The organism is Thalassobius vesicularis (genome assembly GCF_004799325.1).
Lineage (GTDB): Bacteria > Pseudomonadota > Alphaproteobacteria > Rhodobacterales > Rhodobacteraceae > Thalassobius > Thalassobius vesicularis.
Genome location: NZ_SSMD01000003.1, coordinates 481007 through 503130 on the forward strand (window position 1 = coordinate 481007; position 22124 = coordinate 503130).

General features: G+C 64.2%; 22 protein-coding genes and 1 pseudogene. 8 read left to right on the forward strand and 15 right to left on the reverse strand.

The features are described 5' to 3' along the window. Window positions 1-91 precede the first annotated feature (91 nt). Window positions 92-901 carry an enoyl-CoA hydratase/isomerase family protein gene (locus tag E7681_RS08805; RefSeq protein WP_136338895.1) on the forward strand — a complete coding sequence of 270 codons (810 nt, stop codon included), beginning with the start codon at window positions 92-94 and terminating at the stop codon, window positions 899-901. Window positions 902-904: 3 nt separating this feature from the next. Here the strand turns inward: E7681_RS08805 and E7681_RS08810 are convergent, their stop codons facing one another. The 7 genes from E7681_RS08810 to E7681_RS08840 form a co-directional block, all read right to left on the reverse strand. Then, window positions 905-1696, reverse strand: a complete 792-nt coding sequence (locus E7681_RS08810) for a crotonase/enoyl-CoA hydratase family protein (RefSeq protein ID WP_136338896.1) — start codon at window positions 1694-1696, stop codon at window positions 905-907. 3 nt (window positions 1697-1699) lie between these two features. Beyond that, window positions 1700-2479, reverse strand: a complete 780-nt coding sequence (locus E7681_RS08815; protein ID WP_136338897.1) for an SDR family NAD(P)-dependent oxidoreductase — start codon at window positions 2477-2479, stop codon at window positions 1700-1702. 66 nt (window positions 2480-2545) lie between these two features. After that, entirely contained in the window at window positions 2546-3319 is a 774-nt protein-coding gene (locus E7681_RS08820; protein WP_136338898.1) for an enoyl-CoA hydratase-related protein, read from the reverse strand. After that, complete coding sequence (locus tag E7681_RS08825) at window positions 3312-5216, reverse strand: acetyl/propionyl/methylcrotonyl-CoA carboxylase subunit alpha (protein ID WP_136338899.1); 1905 nt, start codon at window positions 5214-5216, stop codon at window positions 3312-3314. Before E7681_RS08825 ends, E7681_RS08820 begins: the two co-directional genes overlap by 8 nt. A gap of 12 nt (window positions 5217-5228) precedes the next feature. Beyond that, window positions 5229-6845, reverse strand: a complete 1617-nt coding sequence (locus E7681_RS08830; RefSeq protein WP_136338900.1) for an acyl-CoA carboxylase subunit beta — start codon at window positions 6843-6845, stop codon at window positions 5229-5231. Window positions 6846-6948: 103 nt separating this feature from the next. Beyond that, window positions 6949-7389 carry a type II 3-dehydroquinate dehydratase gene (gene aroQ, locus E7681_RS08835; protein WP_136338901.1) on the reverse strand — a complete coding sequence of 147 codons (441 nt, stop codon included), beginning with the start codon at window positions 7387-7389 and terminating at the stop codon, window positions 6949-6951. Window positions 7390-7464: 75 nt separating this feature from the next. Next, a complete protein-coding gene (locus E7681_RS08840; RefSeq protein WP_246032444.1) occupies window positions 7465-8091 on the reverse strand; it encodes an acyl-homoserine-lactone synthase in 627 nt (208 codons plus the stop codon). A 466-nt stretch (window positions 8092-8557) separates the two neighbouring features. Between E7681_RS08840 and E7681_RS08845 the strand changes: the two genes are divergently transcribed. From E7681_RS08845 to E7681_RS08855, 3 genes are all read left to right on the forward strand, one after another. Continuing rightward, a complete protein-coding gene (locus E7681_RS08845; protein WP_136338902.1) occupies window positions 8558-9925 on the forward strand; it encodes a sensor histidine kinase in 1368 nt (455 codons plus the stop codon). A 114-nt stretch (window positions 9926-10039) separates the two neighbouring features. Beyond that, window positions 10040-11116: a PAS domain-containing sensor histidine kinase gene (locus E7681_RS08850; RefSeq protein WP_136338903.1), complete on the forward strand. Its 1077-nt coding sequence runs from the start codon at window positions 10040-10042 to the stop codon at window positions 11114-11116. Between the two features lie 63 nt (window positions 11117-11179). Continuing rightward, window positions 11180-11569 (forward strand): response regulator, encoded by a 390-nt coding sequence (locus E7681_RS08855; RefSeq protein ID WP_136338904.1) that lies wholly within the window; start codon window positions 11180-11182, stop codon window positions 11567-11569. Here the strand turns inward: E7681_RS08855 and E7681_RS08860 are convergent. Genes E7681_RS08860 through E7681_RS08885 form a run of 6 tightly spaced genes read right to left on the reverse strand, consistent with a single transcriptional unit; the run spans window position 11566 to window position 16976 of the window. Further along, on the reverse strand, window positions 11566-12342 hold the full coding sequence (locus E7681_RS08860; RefSeq protein ID WP_136338905.1) for a LamB/YcsF family protein: 777 nt from the start codon (window positions 12340-12342) through the stop codon (window positions 11566-11568). The two genes, E7681_RS08855 and E7681_RS08860, sit on opposite strands and share 4 nt — an antisense overlap. 3 nt (window positions 12343-12345) lie before the next feature. After that, a complete protein-coding gene (locus tag E7681_RS08865) occupies window positions 12346-13356 on the reverse strand; it encodes a 5-oxoprolinase subunit C family protein (RefSeq protein WP_136338906.1) in 1011 nt (336 codons plus the stop codon). Further along, a complete protein-coding gene (locus E7681_RS08870; RefSeq protein ID WP_136338907.1) occupies window positions 13353-14099 on the reverse strand; it encodes a 5-oxoprolinase subunit B family protein in 747 nt (248 codons plus the stop codon). The genes E7681_RS08865 and E7681_RS08870 overlap by 4 nt, the downstream gene beginning before the upstream one ends. 4 nt (window positions 14100-14103) lie before the next feature. After that, window positions 14104-15399 carry a TRAP transporter large permease gene (locus E7681_RS08875; protein ID WP_136338908.1) on the reverse strand — a complete coding sequence of 432 codons (1296 nt, stop codon included), beginning with the start codon at window positions 15397-15399 and terminating at the stop codon, window positions 14104-14106. Between the two features lie 4 nt (window positions 15400-15403). Then, window positions 15404-15952 (reverse strand): TRAP transporter small permease, encoded by a 549-nt coding sequence (locus E7681_RS08880; RefSeq protein WP_136338909.1) that lies wholly within the window; start codon window positions 15950-15952, stop codon window positions 15404-15406. A gap of 52 nt (window positions 15953-16004) precedes the next feature. After that, window positions 16005-16976, reverse strand: a complete 972-nt coding sequence (locus E7681_RS08885) for a TRAP transporter substrate-binding protein (protein WP_136338910.1) — start codon at window positions 16974-16976, stop codon at window positions 16005-16007. Window positions 16977-17238: 262 nt separating this feature from the next. Between E7681_RS08885 and E7681_RS08890 the strand changes: the two genes are divergently transcribed. The 4 genes from E7681_RS08890 to E7681_RS08905 all read left to right on the forward strand — a co-directional run bounded on the left by E7681_RS08890 (window position 17239) and on the right by E7681_RS08905 (window position 20106). After that, entirely contained in the window at window positions 17239-17757 is a 519-nt protein-coding gene (locus E7681_RS08890; protein ID WP_136338911.1) for a winged helix DNA-binding protein, read from the forward strand. Window positions 17758-17797: 40 nt separating this feature from the next. Next, window positions 17798-18274 (forward strand): aminoacyl-tRNA deacylase, encoded by a 477-nt coding sequence (locus E7681_RS08895; protein ID WP_136338912.1) that lies wholly within the window; start codon window positions 17798-17800, stop codon window positions 18272-18274. 135 nt (window positions 18275-18409) lie between these two features. After that, a complete protein-coding gene (locus E7681_RS08900; protein WP_168733182.1) occupies window positions 18410-19705 on the forward strand; it encodes an MmgE/PrpD family protein in 1296 nt (431 codons plus the stop codon). Further along, window positions 19702-20106 carry an acyl-CoA thioesterase gene (locus E7681_RS08905; protein WP_136338914.1) on the forward strand — a complete coding sequence of 135 codons (405 nt, stop codon included), beginning with the start codon at window positions 19702-19704 and terminating at the stop codon, window positions 20104-20106. Before E7681_RS08900 ends, E7681_RS08905 begins: the two co-directional genes overlap by 4 nt. A 51-nt stretch (window positions 20107-20157) precedes the next feature. Here the strand turns inward: E7681_RS08905 and E7681_RS08910 are convergent, their stop codons facing one another. After that, window positions 20158-21939 (reverse strand): acyl-CoA dehydrogenase, encoded by a 1782-nt coding sequence (locus tag E7681_RS08910; RefSeq protein ID WP_136338915.1) that lies wholly within the window; start codon window positions 21937-21939, stop codon window positions 20158-20160. Between the two features lie 64 nt (window positions 21940-22003). Next, window positions 22004-22124: pseudogene (locus E7681_RS08915) on the reverse strand (electron transfer flavoprotein subunit alpha/FixB family protein); the annotation flags it as partial.

Here is a 22124-nt window from a genome sequence, read left to right on the forward strand (position 1 = left end):
TCCTAGCACAGCCAAACCGTTGCGGCGAGTGCTTGCAACCTGCCATGTATTGGTAAACAAAATGAACATGTGAACTTTATCGGAGACGCCCATGACCTCGCCCCTTTCGCCGACCGAACCCGGACCTCAGGATGGGCTGTGCGTGGCCCAAACCTTGGGCACCACCCGTTTGCTGTGGCTCAACCTGCCATCCAAGCGCAACGCCCTGGCGCCCGAGCTCCGCGAAAGCCTGCTTGGCCTGATCCGCGAAGCCTCGGCCGATGAAACGGTGCGGTGCATTGTCATTGCGGGGACGCAGGGATGTTTCAGCGCGGGCGGCGATCTGTCCACGATGAAGGGTATCACCTCGGTCGCCGGCAGGGCCAGGATGGAGCGCGCCTGCGATCTGATGCGTACGGTCATCGAATGCCCAAAGCCCATCATCGCCGCGGTCGAGGGCTGGTCCGTCGGCGCGGGCCTGTCGCTGATGGCGGCCTGTGACATCGTGATTGCGGGTCAGGACGCCAAATTCTCGCTGCCCTTTGGCAATCTGGGTCTGATCCCCGATCTGGCCTCGCTCTACACGCTGCCGGCGCGGATCGGCATGGGGCGCACCAAGTGGATGGCCTTCACCCGCCGCCGTATTGACGCAGCCCAGGCCGTCGACTGGGGGTTGATCGAAGAAGTGGCGCCCACCGGTACCGCCCTTCAGGCCGCGCTGGAAATGGCGGCAGAGGTCGCCAAGGGCGCACCGCTGACGAACACCTATACCAAGCAGATGCTGGCCCGGCACCCCCTGCCCCTGCCCGAGTTTCTGGCGGCCGAGCGGGACGCGCAGGCGATCCTCTACACCTCCGAGGATTTTGCCGAAGGCTTCAACGCGTTCTTCGAAAAGCGCGCGCCGAAGTTCGAGGGCAAGTAAGCCTCAGCCGAAGTCGGGTTTGCGCTTTTCGATAAAGGCATTGACGGCTTCGGCATGTTCGGCGGTCTTGTGGGCCAGCGCCTGATAGGCCGCCGACAGCTCCAGCAGGCTATCCAGCCGCGTGACCTGCCCTTCGCGCAGCAACCGCTTGGTCAGGCGCAGGGTCGGCCCCGGGTTGGCCGCGATCCGATCGGCCAGTTCACGCGCGGTCTGCATCAGCTGGTCATCGGGAACGACACGGCTGACCAGCCCGCAGGACAAGGCCGCCTGCGCATCCAGCATCTCGCCGGTAAAGGCCATTTCGGCGGCCTTGGACATGCCCACGACGCGCGGCAGCAGCCATGCGCCACCGTCGCCGGGGATGATGCCGACCTTGATGAAGCTCTCGGCGAATTTGGCGCTTTCTGCCGCGATCCGGATGTCGCACATGCAGGCCAGATCGCAGCCCGCCCCGATGGCAAAGCCGTTCACGGCGGCGATCAGCGGCACATCCAGATTGTACATCGCCAGCGTCAGCCGCTGAATGCCACGCCGGTATTCATCCCGGATCGGCATCGGCTGGATCGCGTCGCCCTGGTATTTCTTCATGTCCTTGACGTTGCCCCCCGCCGAGAACGCCGCCCCCGCCCCGGTCAGGATGACCACGCGGACCGAGGGGTCAGCCTCGATCCGGGCGGCCATGGCCACGAATTCCGCGGCGGCCGAGTTGCCCGTCAGCGGGTTGCGGTTGTCGGGGTCGTTCATCGTCAGGGTGGCGACCTTGCCGTCCTGTTCGTATTTCAGGAAATCGCCCATCGCTCAGCCCCCTGCCACGGTCACGCCACCGTCCACGACGATGGTCTGGCCCGTCACATAGCCCCCCGCCTTTGAGGCCAGATAGACCGCAGCCCCCGCGATTTCATCCGGGTCGCCAATCCGGCGCAGCGGGGTCATCGTGTTGTAATAGCTCAGTGTTTTGTCGTTATCCCACAGCGCCTTGGAGAAATCCGTCTTGATCAGACCTGGCGCGATGCAGTTGACACGGATGTTGTCCGGCCCCAGCTCGACCGCCAGGTTGCGGGCCATCTGCATGTCCGCCGCCTTCGAGATATTGTACGCCCCGATCACCGGCGACCCCTTGAGCCCCCCGATCGACGACACGATCACGATCGCCCCGTCCTTGCGCGCGCGCATCTGCGGGCCGACCATCTGCACCAGCCAGTGATTGGCCAGCACGTTGTTGTCCAGAACCTTGCGGAACGCGTCGTCGCTGATCCCCTCCATCGGGCCGTAATACGGGTTCGACGCTGCATTGCAGACCAGCACGTCGATCTGGCCCCACTTGGCCATCGTCGCGTGGATCATCGCCTGTAGGCTGCCCTTGTCCGAGATATTGGCCGGCAGCGCCACCGCCGCCTCGCGGCCCAGCCGCGCGTTGATCTCGCTCGCCACCTCCTCGCAGGGTGGCCCCTTGCGGGACGAGATGACGACGTTTGCCCCGGCCTCGGCCATGCGTTCAGCGATAGCGCGGCCAATGCCACGCGACGAGCCGGTGATGACGGCCACTTTGCCCGTCAGATCGAACAACGAATTGCTCACGGTTTCCTCCCCTTCATTTCTGGTTGCAGCCTGCGACAGCCCGAACGGACAGGCAAACGTCTTTTGTCACTTGCCGGAAAAACGCGGCGTCCGCTTTTCGTTGAACGCAGCCAGCCCTTCCCGAGCATCCTGCGTCAGCGTCATCAGTCCCAGCTGGGATTCCGCAAATGACACCGCCTGATCAAAGCTCATGTGCCCCATTGCCCGCAGCGCATATTTTCCCCGTCGCAACGCGGACGGAGAGTTCGCCGCCATATCCGAAACCAGCGCGTCGATCCGGGCAACCAACGCCTCCTGCGTGTCGCTGATGCCGTTCAGCAGCCCCTGCGCCAGCGCCTCTTCCGCGCCAAACAGGCGGCCCGTCAGCATCCAGTCGCGCAGCACGCGCGGGGCGACCAGATCCTTCATCAGAGCCGCCACCTGCATCGGGAACAGGCCGACCTTGACCTCGGGCAGGCCGAACATCGCCCCCTTGACCGAGAACGCCATATCCGCTGCCGACAGGAACCCCATGCCGCCCGCCACGCAGGCCCCGTTCACCGCCACGATCAGTGGTTTCGGGCAATCCTGCATCTGGCGCAGCATGTCGCCATAGGCGGTTCTAGGCTGCGAGAAATCGAAGGCGAAACCGCCCCCCGGCGCCAGATCACCGCCAGCGCAGAACGCCTTGTCGCCCGCACCGGTCAGCACGATCGCCTTGACTTCGGCGTCAGCGACCGCGGTTTCGATCCCATGCGAGACGCCGGTCAGCAGCGCCTCGTTAATCGCGTTGCGGCGTTCGGGTCGGTTGAGGGTAATCCACAGCGCAGCCCCGCGCCGATCCAGCAGAACCTCACTCATTGGGTGTCACCTCGACCAGAATGCGGTGCGCCTCGACCTGATCGCCCTCGACGGCATGTACCGCCTGAACCACGCCTGCGACGGCCGATTTATGGGTGTGCTCCATCTTCATCGCCTCCAGCACCAGCACCTTTTGCCCTTCCGCGACATGATCCCCCGGCGCGACCAGCAGCGCGACGACCCGGCCGTTCATCGAGGCGCGCACCTTGCCGTCGCCGCCCTCTTTCCCGGCCATGCGAGGGGCAAGGCTGCGGTCCTCGAAATCCCAGGCCCGACCGTTCCAATGCAGCCAGACAGCATCCCCACAGCGCAGCAGGTCAGCCTCCTCCTGAATACCGTCGCGCAGGATGCCGCGCGGCGCCACGGTCAGCTCGGTCCTGTCGTCGCCGTGTTCGATCTGGCACAGGCCCTGCGGACGCGACAGCAGGCGCATATCGTGAGTGGCCTCTCCGCGTTTCAGCAGCACCGGCGTGGGGAAGCCATGGGTCAGCGCGCAATGCGTGGCCCGGCCCAGAACGGCGGCAATCTCGGCGGCTTTGGCCTCGTCCGCGCCGCTGAACAGCTCGTCCTCATGCGCGCCGATGAAGCTGGTTGTCGCCTCGCCCGCCGCAAAGACCGGATGACCCAGACAATCCGCCAGAAACCCCTGATTGGTCCGCACTCCCAAGGCGCGGGTCTGGCCCAGCCCCCGGATCAGCGCCTGACGGGCCTCGTCCCGCGTCGGTGCGTGCGCGATCAGTTTTGCCACCATCGAGTCGTAATACGGCGGGATCATCGCCCCATCCGTCAGCGCATGGTCACAGCGCAGCGCCGTTGGCGGGGTCCAGCGCAGCATCCGCCCCGATTGCGGCATGAAGCCCGCATCCGGGTCTTCGGCGCACAGGCGCACCTCGATCGCGTGGCCGTCAAAGGTGATGTCGTCCTGCGTCAGCCCCAGTGCCTGCCCACCGGCGACGCGCAATTGCAGCTCGACCAGATCCAGCCCGGTGATCGCCTCGGTCACCGGATGCTCAACCTGAAGGCGGGTGTTCATCTCCATGAAATAATAGTGCCCTGCCCCGTCCAGCAGGAATTCCAGCGTGCCCGCCCCTTCGTAGCCGATGGCGCTGACCGCGCGCAGGGCGGCGGCGCCCATCTCGGCCCGCAACTCGGCCGAGACCGCGGGCGACGGCGCTTCCTCGATCACCTTCTGGTGACGCCGCTGGACCGAGCAATCCCGTTCCCCCAGATGCACCGCGGTGCCAAAGCTGTCGGCCATGACCTGAATTTCGATATGCCGGGGCGAGACGATGGCCTTTTCCAGCAGCACGGTGTCATCCCCGAACGCCGCCTTCGCCTCGGACTTGGCCGAGCGCAGGGCGTCCGCGAAATCGCCCGCTTCGGCAACCAGACGCATCCCGCGCCCGCCGCCGCCAGCCGTGGCCTTGATCATGACCGGATAGCCGATCTTGGTGGCCTCGTCGGCCAGCGTCTCGGGCGTCTGATCCCCCTGGAACCCCGGCACGCAGGGCACGCCCGCCTGTTGCATCAGCGCCTTCGCCGCAGCCTTGTCGCCCATCGCGCGGATCGCCTCGGCCGAAGGGCCGACAAAGGTCAGCCCCGCAGCCTGACAGGCCGCAGGCAGGTTTTCGTTCTCGGCCAGAAAGCCATAGCCGGGGTGGATTGCATCCGCGCCGGTCTGTTGCGCCGCCTCGATGATACGGTCGATCCGCAGATAGCTGGACGCCGGGGCCGCACCGCCAATGCAGACGGACTGATCGGCCATGCGAACATGCAGCGCCTCGGCATCAGCCTCGGAATGCACCGCCACGGTGGCGATGCCCATACGGCGGGCGGTCTTGATGATCCGCACCGCGATTTCGCCCCGATTGGCGATAAGAAGTTTGTTGATTGCCATGCCCTGCTCTCCTTACGGCCGTGCCACGCCGAACTGCATCTTGTTCGGAGTGCGGCGTGCCTCTTCCCGGGCGATTTTCATGACTTCGGCCAGCACGTCGCGGGTGTCACGCGGATCAATGATCCCGTCGTCCAGCACCCGCGCCGAGGTATGGAACGCGTCCATCTGGCTGTTGAAGTTGTGGATGATCATCTGTTTCAGCTGGGCCATTTGCTCTTCGTTCACAGGCTCGCCCGAGCGTTCGGCACGCGCCTCTTGCACGATGCGCATAGTCTCGGCGGCCTGTTCGCCGCCCATCACGGCGGTCTTGGCGTTGGGCCAAGAGAAGCAGAAGCGCGGCTTGAACCCCCATCCGCACATACCGTAATTCCCCGCGCCAAAGGACGCCCCGCAATAGACGGTGAACTGCGGCACCGTCGCGTTCGTCACCGCCTGGATCATCTTCGATCCGTGCTTGATGATCCCCGCCTCTTCGTAGCTGCGGCCCACCATGAAACCGGTGGTGTTATTCAGGTACAAAAGCGGCGTGCCGGCCTGACAGCAGGACTGAATGAAATGCGTGGCCTTGGCAGCCCCCGCCGGATCGATGGGGCCGTTGTTGGTGATGATCCCGATGGGCCAGCCCTTGATCCGGGCCGTGCCGCAGACCGTCGCCCCGCCGTAGCGCGTGCCAAACTCGACGAAATCCGAGCCATCGACGATCCGCGCGATCACCTCGCGCATGTCGATCGGGGTGCGGTAGTCGCGCGGCACCAGCCCCAGCAGATCTTGCGGATCATGGGCGGGTTCGTCAAACGAGCGGCTGTCCTCTTGCTGGCCCGACCAATCGACATTGCCCAGCACCTCGCGCGCCATGCCCAGGGCGTGGCGGTCGTCCTCGGCCAGGAAATTGCCCAGACCAGAGATGCCGGTGTGCATCTCGGCACCGCCCAGTTCCTCCTCGGTCGCGACCTCACCGGTGGCGGCCTTCAGCAGCGGCGGGCCGGCCAGAAACGCCCGGGTCCGGCCGCGCACCATGATGATGACGTCCGACAGGCCAGTCTGATACGCACCCCCGGCGGTCGAGGAGCCATGCGTCACCGTCACCACCGGCAGCCCCGCCGCCGACAACCGTGCCAGATTGGCAAAGATCGAACCGCCGCGGATGAAATCCTCGACCCGGTAGGCCATCAGGTTCGCCCCGGCGCTTTCGACCAGCTGCACGAAGGGCAGCTTGTTCTCCAGCGCCAGTTCCTGCACGCGCAGCTGTTTCTCCAGCCCCATCGGCTGCAACGCGCCCGCCGCGATCCCGCTGTCCGAGGCCGAGATCATGCACCGCACGCCCGAGACATAGCCGATCCCGGCGATGATCCCGCAGCCAGGGATGGATTTTTCCAGCTTCTTGGTGTCCAGCCCGTAGCCCGCTAGCGCGCCCAGTTCCAGGAACGGCGTGCCGGGGTCCAGCAACAACGCCACGCGTTCGCGCGGCAGCAACTGGCCGCGCGCCTCGAAACGGGCCTTGGCCGCTTCGGACGCGGCACGGGCGCGTTCCTTCAACGCCTGAACCTGCGCCAGCAGCGCAAGCATGTTGTCACGATTTTCGGCAAAGGCAGGCGCACCGCGCGCCACCTGACTGTCCAGTCTGGCCATGAAACCTCCGGGTCTTGCGGGCAATTTCACCCGTTTCCCAGAGGTTAGAGGACAGAGCTCAGATGTTCTTGCGTGATTGCATTGTGCCGAGGCGCTGGCCCGTTCAGCCCGCCAGCAGGCTGCCCATCCGGCGCGTCGCCAGCGCATAGCCCTCGATGCCGAAGCCAGCCATCACTGCGTCCGCCCGCAGGCTGACATAGGAATGATGCCGGAACGCCTCGCGCTTGTGGACCTGGCTGATATGCACCTCAATCACCGGGCCTTCGAAGGTGTTCAGCGCATCCAGCACCGCGACCGAAGTATGCGTAAACGCCGCCGGGTTGATGACGATGCCCGCCGCCTTTTCGCGCGCCTCGTGGATCCAGTCGATCAACTGGCCTTCCCAGTTGGTTTGCAACAGGCGGATATCCAGGCCGAAGTCCTTGGCCACGGCGGCGCAGTTCCGCTCCACATCCTCCAGCGTGTCGTACCCGTAGATTTCTGGCTGGCGCTTGCCCAGCAGGTTCAGGTTCGGTCCGTTCAGGATGTAGATAGTCTTGGTCATGCGTGCCTCTGGTCAGAAAAAGGCCAACGGCCCCGCCCTGTTATGGGCGTTTCCGGGCGCGTTGTGAATACCAGATCAGTTCGAGAACTTGGCCGCGTTGAACAGTGCCGCCTGGCTGGTCGTGCCGTCGATGGCGAATTTGCGCCCCACCGGCACCGCGTCCAGGTCCATCCGGCGCAGCCAGCGCGACCACACTTCGGGAACGATACCGATCACATGGGTCGCGCCCATCTGGCGCGTGCAGCTGACCATCTGCCCCATGATGACGCTTTGCACCTGCATCCGGCGCGAGGCCGGAACGTCCTCGGCAATGAACAGGCGCGAGGCTTCGACGATGCGCGCCTCGACCGGAGCATCAATAAACAGGCAGTCCTGCGGGATGCTGTCCAGAAGCCCGCGCTGCGCGTCGCGCAACATGTAAGTGTAGATGCCGCATTTCGCCGTGGTCGGCAGCAGCCGGAACCCGCCCAGGATCTCGCCGTATTCATGCACGGCCACCCAGCGGCACTGGGGCGTGTCGTACTGGTCGAACTCCATCCCCTCGGTATGAGGCAGGTCCCAATGCAGCCGGTCGATAAAGGTCCGCTTGCGCGCCCGCAGGAAATTCACCAGCAGATCACCGAACTGCCCGACATTGGTGTAACCCATCATCGTGGACTTCACATGCCCGACCGGAGCCAGCGAAGGCCGCCGCGCCAGCATGCGAACTGGATCGATTCGTTTTTTTGAAACACCCGGAACAACGGGTTCTAACTCGGGAAACACCTGCTGCGACCGTGACGGCCGCTCTGCGAAAGCTGTATGTTTCATGTCCTGCCCGACCATGTTTTTTCAACAGTTTAGGTGAGACTTCTCATCCGTCACCTAAAAATTTGTCCGTTTTCACCAAAAAAACGCCACATTGATGTATAGGCAACACATGCCGTCACGTTAAGATTGTAAAGAACGTGACCAGTTCATCGCCTCCGGCCCAGTTTGCTGCAAAAATAGACGAAATCGGTACACTTTTTCCATCTATGATAGTATCACCGTGCACCCCTACCGCCAAGTGATGCATTCGCAGGTTTTTTCTTCCGACTGGTAAAAAGTTCGATTACGCCGAAATTTCGCCAATATCCTTAATTAGAAATGAATGGCGACGAGTAGGAAACGATACGGCAGTTGATGGATGGCACTACGGGTGATCCTCAGAAAATTCCGGAAAGACTGGCTTAGGCTTGACCGCCTAGAGCGCCAGCTGAAGGACTACGTCGAGGCGACGACGACCCTGCTCTGGCAGCGTCAGGCGATCTTTGTCTCCGCCACCCTGCTGACCGCATTCTACTTTGACTCGACCATCGCGTTCCTCACCTACACCGGGGTTCTGTTCTCCGAGGTGCTGGACGTGATCGCGGCACGGCGCATCCGGGCCTGGGACGGCAAGGATCAGACTAAGGCGATGCACTTCCTCACCGCCATTCTGGTCAATACGCTGGTCAGTTCGGGCGCGATCTGTCTGTTCATCATCATGGTTGCCGAACAGCAATTGGACGGCGGTCACTTCACCCCGCTGTTCTTCCTGTTCGCGGCGGCCCTGTTCGCGGCCATGAACAACCACCAGTTCCTGCCCGCCCTGTTCCTGCGCCTGACGATCTATGGCGCGACCTTCGGCTATATCGCGTTGATGGACATCCTGCGGTACTACCCGCCGATCGACTCTCGGGCGTGGCTGGAGTTCTTCACGATCCTGTTCGTGATGTACTTCATCATCGACATCTCGATTCAATTCCTGCGTCTGTACCGCGCCGGCGTCCGCCAGCTGGAAGAGCTGCGCCGCGAACACGAACGCACCCTGGCCGCCCTGACCGTCAAATCGCAATTCCTGTCGACCGTCAGCCACGAGCTGCGCACGCCGCTGACCTCGATCAAGGGGTCGCTGGATCTGGTCAACCGCGGGATGCTGGGCCCCGTCCCGCAAACCCTGTCGCCGGTTCTGGAAATCGCTGGCAAGAACTCGGTCCGCTTGGCCAACCTGATCGACGACCTGCTGGACCTGCAGAAATTCGAAGCCGGCGAGATGGTGTTCAACTTCGAGCCGCTCAGCGTCAACGCCATCATCTCCGACGCCATCGAAAGCGCCTCGGGCTTTGCCCGCAGCCTGGGCATCATCGTCACCTACATCCCCGAAGGCGAGGACCTGACCGTTCTGGGCGACAAATCGCGCCTGCAACAGGTCATGGCGAACCTTCTGTCCAACGCAGTGAAATTCTCGCGCGAGGGGGGGCAGGTCAACGTCCGCGCCCATGCCACCGGCGACAAGGTCACGATTTCGGTCATCGACTACGGCGTGGGCATTCCCGCCGGCAAAGAAGACGCCGTGTTCGGCCAATTCAGCCAGATCGACTCCTCGGACCAACGCAAGGTTGGCGGCACCGGGCTGGGCATGAACATCTCGAAACAGATCGTCGCCCGCCACAAGGGCGAGCTGACCTACAGCAGCACGCTGGGCGAAGGCACGACCTTCTTCCTGACCCTCGACCGCGCCGAAGCTCAGTAATTCTACCGCTTTTCCACGTGAAATGCTCTCTTTTATACCATCAAAACGCACATAGTGAGACAACAAAACGCCGTAAACTTGTGTAAACTGGAAATTGTTAACCAGGCAGAACCCATGATCTCGATTGCACCTTTATCCGAGCCAAGTTCCTACCTTCCGGAAATTCTGGAAGAGCTGCACGACGAGGTCTACGTCTACCGGGCCGACAGTTTGCGTCTGGTCTACGCCAACAAGACTGCCCGCCTGCGTTGCGACTGGCGCGATGGCGAGGTCACCCAGAAATACATCTACGACAGCTCCAAGATGTTCGACACATCCGGCTTTCACCGCCATGTTGAACCGCTACGTCAGGGCCTGTCCGACACCGTCACCATCGAAACCCTGCATGAAAAAGGCCTGGTCGAGATCTCCACGCGGATCCTGTCCACCCTGGGCGAAGGGCCGCTGTTCGTCTCGGTCCTGCGCGACCGCGAACACCGCCGCCAGCTGGAACGCGCGCGCACGCAGGCGTTTTCGGAAATCGTGCACGATTTGCGCACGCCCCTGACCTCGATCAACGGGGCGCTGAAACTGCTGACCTCCGGCTCGATGGGGGATCTGCCGCCGCAAGCCAAGAACCTGTTAGAGCTGATGCAGCGCAACGCCGACACCTTGCTGTCGATCATTGGCGACATTCTGGACCTGCAGAAATTCTCGACCTCGAACCCCAAGCCCGAGGAAGAGATGGAGGAGCTGGACCTGGTCGCCCTGGTCAAAGAGGCCGTCGCCGCCCATCTGGGCTATTGCGCGGTCCACAACGTTGCGATTGATCTGGTCGCAACCCCCGAAAATGCATGGTCGCGCGGCGTCCCCCTACGTCTGCACCAGATGCTGGCGAACCTGCTGTCCAACGCGATCAAGAACTCGCCCCAGAACGAAACCGTCGGGGTGAAACTGCGCGAGCATGGTGACTACTGGCGCATAAGTATCGACAACACCGGGCCAGGCATTCCCGACCATTTGCGCGACCGGATTTTCGACAATTACGTGAACCATTCCGCCGCCAAGGGTGCCAAGGTCAAAGGCACCGGCCTGGGACTGGCAATCTGCAAGAAAATCGTGAAATCTCATGGTGGTGATATCGGTTTTTCATGCGATACTGCCGAAAGGACAGTGTTCTTCGTGGACCTGCCGAAACTGCCAAATCCCTAGGTCAGTCCCCTACGCACACCCCGGCCTTTGGCCCAAGAAACAGACGGAAAGCGGCGTCAAACGATGGAAGACTTGAAGCGGATCCTGCATGTTGACGATGACGAGGACATCCGTGTCATCGTGAAGATGGCGCTGGAGCTCATCGGCCAGTTCGAGGTCGCACAGTTTTCCTCTGGCCCCGAGGCGCTGGCCGGCATCGGAGACTTTCAGCCGCAGATGTTTCTGCTGGACGTGATGATGCCCGAAATGACGGGCGAGGAAACCTGGCACAACCTTGCGGACATGCCCGGACTGGCCAAAGTTCCGGCGATCTTCCTGACTGCAAAGGCCGAGGAAAGCTTTGCCCAAAGGCTGCTGTCCAAGGGCTGTCTGGCCGTCATCACCAAGCCCTTCGACCCCGTCGATCTGTGCAGCCGCCTGCAACAGCACTGGGCCGAGTTCAACGCCCGTTAGGCGACCGGGCTGCCGCCGAACCGCGCGATCGAGACCCCTGCTCCCTCCAGCATCAAACGGACACGCGCCGCGATCTGAACCGCCGTCGGCGTGTCGCCATGCAGACAGATCGTGTCGATCCGTGTCGGGATATGCTTGCCGCTTTCGGTGATGATCGCCCCGGCCTGCACCATGTCCAGCATCCGCTGGCCAGCCACCTCGGGGTCATGGATCACCGCGCCCGGCAGCTTGCGGTCCACCAGCGTGGCGTCGTCATTATAGGCCCGGTCGGCGAAAATCTCGCAGGCGGTGTTGCAGCCCAGCTCGGCCACGGCCGCCTGCTGCTGCGTGCCTGCCAGCACCATCACGATCAGGTCGGGGTCAACGTCCAGCGCCGCCCGGTAGCAGGCCAGCGCCATCGCCTTGTCCTCGGCCGCCATGTTCGCCAGCGCGCCGTGCAGCTTCAGGTGCCGCACCTGCCCGCCTGCCGCGCGCGCCATCGCCTGTGCCGCGCCCAGCTGATAGCGCACCAGATTGCCCAGCGTTCCATGCGGCAGATGCATCTTGCGCCGGCCAAAGCCCTGCAGATCCGGAAACCCCGGATGCGCGCCGATGCCGACGCCGTTCTTCACCGCCAGCGCCATCGTCTGGGCCATGATGTCCCAATCCCCCGCATGCACCCCGCACGCGATATTGGCCGAGCTGACAACCTGCAGCAGCGCCGCGTCGTCGCCCATGTTCCAGGGGCCAAAGCTTTCGCCCATATCGGCGTTCAGATCGACAGTCAGGGTCATGGCTTACTCCTCGTCACCGGCAATCATGCCGCTGATCAGTTGATAGGACAAAAGGTCGGGCATGTCGCGCGGATCGCGGATCATCGGCTGCACCCGGCGGCGCAACCCGGCCAGCGTGTTGCGCGCGCGCGTCTCGGCCTCCAACGCGGTGTCCGTATCGACAAAGCGGAAACGCAGAGACGCACCTGGCAGCGCCTGCGCCACTTTCGGCAGATCGCAGGGCAGCACCGTGCCAATGCGCGGATAGCCCCCGGTGGTCTGGCATTCGGACATCAGCACAAAGGGCGCGCCATCGCCGGTGATCTGGATGTCGCCGGGCACGATCACCTCGGACAGGACGGTCAGCCCGCCCTCGACCAGGAACCCCTCGCCGTCCGAGTTCATCCGCACCCCCATCCGGTTGCCCCGGTGGTCGCGGTGGAACTCGGTCGCCTGAAACCGCGCCAGAACCGCGTCGGAAAACAGCGCCGTCTGAAGGCTGGCCAGCACGCGGATCACCCCGCCGCCAAAGCGCGGCTCGGGCGGCAGGATGCGCCCCACCTGCCCCACGGGATCGGGTCCGGCGGTCAGCACGTCCCCCGTCTGGCTCAGCGCGCCAAGACCCGCAGACAGGTGCACGGCGCGTGATCCCAGACGCTCGGACGCGTCAATGCCGCCGCCGATATGCAGGTAGCCATAGGTCCCGTTCTGGGCCGAGCCGATCGACAGAACCGCGCCCTTCGGCACCATGTGGCTGGCGTTCCAGACCAGCGGGCTGCCGTCCAGCGTGACCCGCATCTCGGCCCCGGTCAGGGCGATCCGCAGGTCGGTCAGCGCCTGAAACTCGCCGCCCATCCCGGTCATTTCCAACGCCGCCAGCGTGGGCGATTGCGACAGCAGAGCCGCACCTTCGGCCAGCGCCACCGGATCGGCAGCCCCGCCGCGCGACAGGCCCTGCGACAGGTAGCCCGGGCGGCCTTGGTCCTGAACGCTCATGCCCGGACCGGCCCGGCGGATCAGCAGCGCGGCGCTCATCGGATCACCTCAAAGGTGGCACCACCATCCGGACCGGATTTCACCATGTTTTCATAGGCTTCTCTGGTGATCTGCGGAAACAGAACCTCATCCCCCGGACGCAGCACAAAGGGCATATCGCTGTCCGGGCGGAACAGCTTGATCGCCGTCTGCCCGACATGCCGCCAGCCCGTCGGCGTCGCCACCGAGAACAGCACCATCTGCCGGATCGCCACCGCCAGCGCCCCTTCGGGAATGCGCGAGGTCAGCGCCTGTTGGCGCGGAATATTCCAGCACTCGGGCAATTGCCCCAGATAGGGCTGACCGGGCGCGAAGCCGATGGTTTGCACGCGAACGCGGGTGGTGGACAGCATCGCTACCGCCGCATCCACGCTCAGCCCGGCAGCCTGTGCCGCCTCCTCCAGCTGCGGGGCCAGATCGGTGCCCCATACTGTGGGCACATGCCAAAGCCGCCGTCCTTCGGGCATCGGGGCGGCATACCAGTCCTGCCCCGCCAGCAGCGCCGACAGATCGGCACGTAGGTCCGTGGCATCCGTCCCCAGCGGATCAAACCGCACGAAGCACGACACCAGCGAGGTGCTCGTCTCCTCGATCCCGCTGAGCCCGGCGCGCTCGACCGCGGCGCGATAGGCCAGGGCCGCGCGGTTGGCGGGCTCGCTCAGCCGGTCGCCAAAACTGACCAGCAGCCCGTCAAACCCCACCGAGCGGATGCACGGCCAGATGATGTCCGTCGTCTCGGTCATGCGCTTACATCGCCTCGGGCAGGAAGGTCACGACCTGCGGCACCGCGACGATGATCGCCAGCGCCAGCAGCATCAGCAGGAAAAACGGCAGCGCCGCGCGGGCCACGGTCAGGATGTTGCGCCCGGTCAGCGATTGCAGCACGAACAGGTTGAACCCGACCGGCGGCGTGATTTGCGACATCTCGACCACGATCACCACGAAAATCCCGAACCACAGCGGATCAATCCCCACCTTCTGCACCATCGGCATGATGACCGAGGTCGTCAGCACCACGACCGAGATCCCGTCCAGGAAACAGCCCATGATGACAAAGAACACGGTCAACGCCGCCAGCAGCGTATAGGTCGAAAGCTGCAAGGAGCCAATCCATTCCGCCAGCAGGCGCGGAATGCCGGTGAACCCCATCGCCACCGTCAGGAACGACGCCCCCGCCAGGATGAAGGCGATCATGCACGAGGTCACCATCGCACCCATCAGCCCCTCGGAAAAGCTCTGCCAGTTGAGCGAGCCCGAGGCCCAGCTGAGCACCAGCGCCAGCACGACCCCCACCGCAGCGGCGTCCGTGGGCGAGGCGATGCCCGCATAGATCGACCCGATCACCCCGGCGATCAGCCCCATCACCGGCAGCAGACGGCGCGCGCGGCGCAGCTTTTCGCGCAGCGGGAAACGCTCGCCCTCGTCCGGCAGCAGGTCGCGGTTCAGCATGCCCCAGATCGCCACGTAGCCCACGAACAGCGTCACCAGCAGGATGCCCGGCACGATGCCCGCCACGAACAGGCGCGCGATGGATTGCTCGGTCGCCACGCCATAGACAATCAGGATGATCGACGGCGGGATCAGCAGCCCCAGCGTGGCCGAGCCCGCCAGCGTGCCGATCACCATCTTCTCGGGGTAGCCGCGCTTGGACAGCTCGGGAATGGACAGCTTGCCGATCGTGGCCGCCGTGGCCGCCGACGACCCCGACACCGCCGCGAAAATCCCGCAGCCAAAGATGTTGACGTGCAGCAGGCGCCCCGGCAGCCGGTTCATCCAGGGCGACAGGCCGGTGAACATGTCCTCGGACAGGCGCGAGCGGAACAGGATCTCGCCCATCCAGACGAAGAGCGGCAGCGCCGCCAGCGCCCAGGAATTGCCGTTGCCCCAGATCGTGGTGGCCATGACCAGCCCCAGCGGCGCGTCGGTGAACAGCGCCATCGCGGCCATGCCCACGCCCAGCAGCGAAAGCGCCACCCACAGGCCCGAGCCAAGGAACGCGAACAGCAGAACGAACAGAATGATGGAAAGGGTTGCGACGGTCATGATCTCACTCGCTCAACAGGTTTTCGCCCTTACCCTCGTACGAGGGGGCGGCGCCGCGAAGAACGGCGATCAGATCGTCCAGCAGGGCGATGCTCAGCACGCCCAGCCCGATGGCGACAGGCAGCTGCACCAGCCACAAAGGCAGCGCCACCATGCCCGAGGTCATGTCGCCATACTCATGGCTCTCGGCCACCAAAAGCCCCATGTAAACAGTGGCATAGCCCGCCATACCCAGGGCCACGGCCAGTACCAGCGCCTCGACCCAGCGGCGTGGCGTTGGGCCCAACAGGCCGGTGACCAGCGTCACCCGGATATGCCCGCCGGCCCGCAGCGCATAGGCCAGGCCCAGAAAGGTCGCCGCCGCCAGCAGGAAGCCGGTGAAATCAGCATACGAAGGAATGGTCAGTCCGATGGCCTGCCCAGTTGTCAGCTTGGCCAGTTTGTCCACCAGGTTCAGGCAGACCTGCGCGAACACCACGGCGGCGATCGACAGGATGCACAGCGCGGCCACCGCGCCGCTGAGTTTATAGAGTGCCGTCAGGATCTGTCTCATCATTCCCTCCTCGGAATGGTCGGGCGGCCGCAACGGGCCGCCCTGCCCTGATTTACTGCTGATACGCGTTCAGCAGGGCTTCGCCTTCGGCACCGGCCGCGGCTTTCCAGCCGTCCAGCATCTGTGCGCCAATCGCCTTCAGGCCTGCCATCAGCTCGGCCGAGGGTTCGACGACGGTGATGCCGTTTTCCTTCAGCACAGCGACCTTCTCGGCGGTCTCGGCGCGGCTCATCTCCCAGCCGCGGGTCTCGGCGGCGGCGGCGGCTTCCAGCACGGCAGCTTGGGTCGCTTCATCCAGACGACGGAACGAGCGCTTGTTCACCACCACGATGTTCTTGGGCAGCCAGGCTTGGATATCGGTGTAATGCGACAGGAAATCCCACGCTTTCGAGTTGGCGCCGGTGGACGGCGAGGTGATCATCGCTTCGACCTGACCAGTGGTGAAGGCCTGCGGAATGTCCGGCACCTCGACCTGCGTCGGCGCGGCACCGGCCAGCGCTGCGAACTGCTCCAGCGTCGAGTTATAGGTGCGGAATTTCAGACCTTTCAGATCGTCTACCGTCTTGATTTCCTTGGTGGTATACAGGCCCTGCGGCGGCCACGGCACCGCGTACAGTGCCATCATCCCCTGCGCATCCAGCAGCGCGTCGATCACCGGCTTTTGCGCCGCCCACAGCTTGGCCGCGTCGTCATAGCTGGTCGCCAGGAACGGCAGGCTGTCCACGCCGAAGGCCGGGTTATCGTTGTTCAGCAGCGACAGGAAAAACTCGCCCGCCGGCACCTGACCGCTGCGGACGGCCTTGCTGATCTCGGGGTGCTTGAACAGCGAGCCCGCCGAGTGCACCTTGATCTCCAGCTTGCCGCCGGTCTTTTCGGCGACGTCCTTGGCAAAGTCGTGCACGTTCACCGTATGAAAGGTCGCGTCCGGATATGGCGTCGGCATATCCCAGGTTTCGGCCTGCGCGTTCAGGGTCAGCGCTGCCACGGCAAAGGCCGCCCCGCTGATGGTTTTGAAAAAGCCCATGTTCTCACTCCGTTGGACAGTTTTTTGATTCAGTAATGGAATGCTCCGTCATACAATGACGATTCGTCAACGTTTTATTATCATATCAAGGAAACACGATTTTCCCGTTCGGCGTTGCTTTACAGGAGCTTTGCGCCGCTACGCATTGTAATTATTGGAAATCTGTTCCCTGCTTTCCCGGACGGACATCGCGAAATCACTTGTTGGAGAAAAATTTCGCGCATAAAATATCGTCAAATCACCAACGTTTTTCGGAGTTCCCATGACCTCTTCCCCCGACGGACGCAGAATCGTTTCCTCCCGTCATCTGGCCGAGGGCGAAGGCTGGGAGGTGTCGGAATTCGAGTTCGGCCTGATCATCGCCTACAACGCCTTTTCGCGCTGGATGACGCGCTGCATGACCGCCGCCGGGCAGCCGGATCTGAACCCGCTCGACATCCTGATCCTGCACAACGTCAACCACCGCGACCGCGAAAAACGCCTGACCGACATCTGTTTCCTGCTGAACATCGAGGACAGCCACACCGTCAACTACGCCCTACGTAAGCTGTTGAAATCCGGTCTTGTTTCCTCGGAAAAACGCGGAAAAGAGGCGTTCTACACCACCACGCCCGAGGGTGCCGCGCTGTGCAGTTCCTATCGTGACATCCGGCGTCAGTGTTTGCTGGACGCGATTGGGCGGACGGATCTGAGCGGGTCTGAATTGCGCTCGATCGCGCGGTCGCTGCGGGCGCTGTCGGGGCAGTATGACCAGGCCAGCCGGGCCGCGGCCTCGCTCTGATCCGGTAAATTCGCACGATTTCAATAGCTTGAGCCACACCATGAGCAAAGCCACCCCTGCCACCCGCGCCTTGCAACAGGCCAAGACTCCGTTTGAAACGGTCGAGTATGACTACGACCCCGGCGGCGAACGCGTGGGCCTGCAGGCGGCGGACGCCATCGGCGCGGACCCGGCCAAGGTATTGAAAACATTGATGGTTGAGGTGGATGACAAGCCCGCCTGCGTGGTCATTCCGTCGGATCAGACGCTATCCATGAAAAAAGTTGCCGCGGCCTTTGGCGGCAAATCGGCGGCCATGATGCCCCCCGCCAAGGCCGAGCGGCTGACCGGGTTCCACACCGGCGGGATCAGCCCGTTCGGACAAAAGAAACGCGTGCAAACAGCGTTTGAAATCAGTGCGATAGGCGATCATCTGGTGCATATCAACGGTGGCCGGCGCGGGCTGATGCTGTATCTGAACGCCGACGCGGCGGTGACGGCGGCGGGGGCGAAAACCTACCCTCTGACAGCGGATTAACGTCCTGTTCACGCGCGAAATCGTACGATTCCGTCCTGAAATGGTACGTCCCTGGAAATCGGACTTTTCCCCGGGTCAGGAATGGCTAAGCTGACGCGACGGCGGGCCATCCCCCGCACCACGAGGGAGAGCGCAATGACCGCCGACACACTTTTGGATACCGTGCTGGAACTGGCCGGGATGTCCGACGACAATCTACCCGAACGCAGTCTGGGAATGGCGCGCCTGTCGCTGTTCGACTGGCTGGCCTGCGGGCGCGCGGGCATCAACGAACCCGTCGCGCAAACGCTGCGCGATCTGGCCGAGGCCGAGGGCGGGCTGGGTGCGGCCTCGATCTTTGGCGGGGTGCGGGCCCCGGCGCGGATGGCGGCGCTGGCGAATGGCGCGGCCTCGCACGCGCTGGATTATGACGACACGCATTTCGCCCATGTCGGGCACCTGTCGGTGGGCATCTACCCCGCCGTGATCGCCGCCGCCGAAGAGGTTGGCGCGGACCTGGACGAGGTGCTGGCCGCGTTTCTGCTGGGGGCCGAGGCGGCGATCCGTATCGGCGTGGTGCTGGGGGCATCGCACTACAATCGCGGGTTCCACCAGACCGCCACGGCGGGCGCGTTCGGCGCGACGGTGGCCGCCGGTCGGCTGTATGGCCTGCGCGAGGGGCAGATGCGCGCGGCATTGGGGCTGTGCGCGACCCGCGCTTCGGGGTTGAAGTCGCAATTCGGCACGATGGGCAAGCCCTACAACGCGGGCGTGGCCGCCGCCAACGGCGTGGAATGCGCGAAACTGGCGGGGATGGGGATGACCTCGGCCGCGGACGGGCTGATGGGGCTGCAGGGCTTTGTGCCGACCCATACGGATGTGCGTGGGCCGACCATTCCGGCGGGGACATTCCTGTTCGACGACGTGAAGTACAAGTTCCACGCCTGCTGCCACGGCACCCACGCCATGCTGGAGGCGCTGGCCGAGAGCGGCGCGACCGATGAAACCGTCGCGGTGCTGAAGCTGCGAACCAATCCGCGCTGGCTGCGGGTGTGCAACATCGAAACGCCCCAGACCGGGCTGGAGGTCAAGTTCTCGTACCGCTGGCTGGCGGGCATGGCGCTGACCGGGCGCCCCACCGGCAGCGACCGCGAATATACCGACGATCTGGCGCAGGACGGCGCGCTGGCTGCGCTGGCCGAGCGGGTACAGGTCACCGGCGACGACAGCGTGGGCGATATGCAGGCGGTGGTCACGCTGGTGGCGCCCGATGGCTCCAGCCGCGACTGGAGTCACGATCTGGACAGCCCGCAAACGCTGGACACGCTGGAATCCAAGCTGCGCGCCAAGGTCGAGGCGCTGCTGGGCGACGAGGCGCAGCCCCTGTCCCGCGTCCTGACCGAGCCGCTGCGTGCCAGCGATCTGGGCCACATGCTGAGAACCGGAGAATGAGTGTGCAGCACATCCACGAGGTGAAGATCAGCTTTGGCGACTGCGACCCGGCGGGAATTGTGTTTTATCCCAACACGTTCCGCTGGATGGATGCGACATTCCACGACTTCCTGCGCCAGCATGGCGGCCACGCGGCGCTGTGTCGGCAGATGGGCGCGACGGGTGTCGGGCTGGTGGATGCGGGGGCGCAGTTCCGCTCGCCGATGCTGGATGGCAACCTGCTGGCCGTGCATATGGAGGTGGCGGAATGGGGCAAGCGCACGATCGCCCTGTCCTATCGCGGCATGGTCGGGGATCGTCTGGCCTTTGACGGGCGCGAGGTGCGCTGTGTCTTCAAGCCGACCGACACCGGCATGACCGCCGGCGACATGTCCGAGCTGAAGGCGCTGGTCGGCGGGTAAAGGGGCGGTTCCGGCCCAGTCTGGGCACGGGCCGGAACCGATCGCTTTGGCTCAGACGCCGAAATCGGCCGATTGCAGGGTCAGCACGTTTCCGGCTCCGGCCATTGCGATTTGCTGCAACCCGCGGGCCTGCGGGAAGACGTTCGTCATGTAGAAGCCGGCGAAATTCAGCTTGGCCGACAGGGCCTTGCTGCCACGGCCGTCCGCGATCCGCTTGGCGGCGTGCAGGGCGGCGTCGCCCATCGCCCATGCGCCCAGGGTGATGCCGAACATTTCCAGCACCGACACGGCGGCGGCCTGCGGTTCGTGCCCGTTCTGCGAGACCAACCAGTCGGTGGTTTCCGACATCAGATGCGCCGCCTCGGCCACGCCGCGCGACAGGGCTGCCCAATCGGCGCCGGGGGCAGTCATCTGCGCCAGCGCGTCCGCCGATTTGCGCATCTCGGCGATGATTTCACGCGCGGCCTCGCCCTTGTCGCGGGCGATCTTGCGGCCGACCAGGTCCAGAGCCTGAATGCCGGTGGTGCCTTCGTAGATCGTGGTGATCCGGGCATCGCGCAGGTGCTGCGCGGCGCCGGTTTCCTCGACAAAACCCATGCCGCCATGCACCTGCACGCCGTAGGACGCCGACGAGACGCCCAGCTCGGTCGACCAGCCCTTGGCGACGGGGATCAGGAAATCCACGCGGCGCTGGTGATAGGCGCGGGTCTCGGCGTCCTCGGCGCGGTGGGCAAAGTCCAAAGAGGCCGCGGCGCGGTAGGCCAGAATGCGGGCCGCCTGCGTGCGCGAGGCCATCAGCCCCAGCATCCGGCGCACATCGGGGTGGCCCATGATGGTGGGCGCGCTGCCTTCGGGGGTGCCGCCCTGCTTGCGTTCCATTGCGTAGGCGACGGCGTGCTGGGTGGCGTGCTCGGCCACGCCGATGCCCTGGATGCCGACGTTCAGACGGGCGTTGTTCATCATGGCGAACATGTATTGCAGGCCCTTGTTGGCCTCGCCCACCAGATAGCCGATCGCACCGCCCTTATCGCCAAAGGCCAGCGTGCAGGTCGGGCTGGCGTGAATGCCCAGCTTGTGCTCGATCGACACGCAGCGCACGTCGTTCAGATCGCCGAGGGAGCCATCCGCGTTCACAATGAACTTCGGCACGATGAACAGCGAGATCCCCTTCACCCCGGCGGGCGCGTCGGGCAGACGGGCCAGCACCAGGTGAATGATGTTCTCGGCCATGTCATGTTCGCCGTAGGTGATAAAGATCTTCTGACCGCTGATGCGGTAGTGATCGCCCTCGGGTTCGGCCTTGGACCGGATCGCCGCCAGGTCCGAGCCCGCCTGCGGTTCGGTCAGGTTCATGGTGCCGGTCCAGACACCGCTGACCAGGTTCGGCAGGTAGGTTTCCTTCAGCGCGTCGCTGGCATAACCCTCGATCGCCTCGATCGCGCCCTGCGTCAGCATCGGGCACAGCTGGAACGACATGTTGGCGCCCTGAAACATCTCCTGGATACAGGCGTTCACCACCTGCGGCAGGCCCATGCCACCGTGATCGGGCGCGGCGGTGGGGGAGTTCCAGCCCATCTCGACCAGTTGGTCATAGGCGTCTTTCCAGCCGGTGGGCGTGGTCACCGCACCGTCATCGAACCCCAGCCCCTGCTGGTCGCCGGTCACGTTCAGCGGCGACAGGACGTTGCCCGCGAACTTGCCGGCTTCCTCCAGGATCGCGGCCACCATGTCCGGGGACGCCTCTTCGAGGCCGGGCAGTTGGGCGATAGCGTCGAGGCCGCAGAGGTCCTCGAGCACGAAAAGCATGTCGTCAAGCGGAGCGGTGTAGGCCATGGCGTTTCCTTACGTGCGGGGGCCGTACGATTCCGCGCGGAAATCGTACGGTATTTCAGGTTAATCAGAGTTTACCGGTCAGGTCCGGGACGGCGTCGAACAGGTCTGCGACCAGGCCGTAGTCGGCGACCTGGAAGATCGGGGCCTCTTCGTCCTTGTTGATGGCGACGATGACTTTCGAGTCC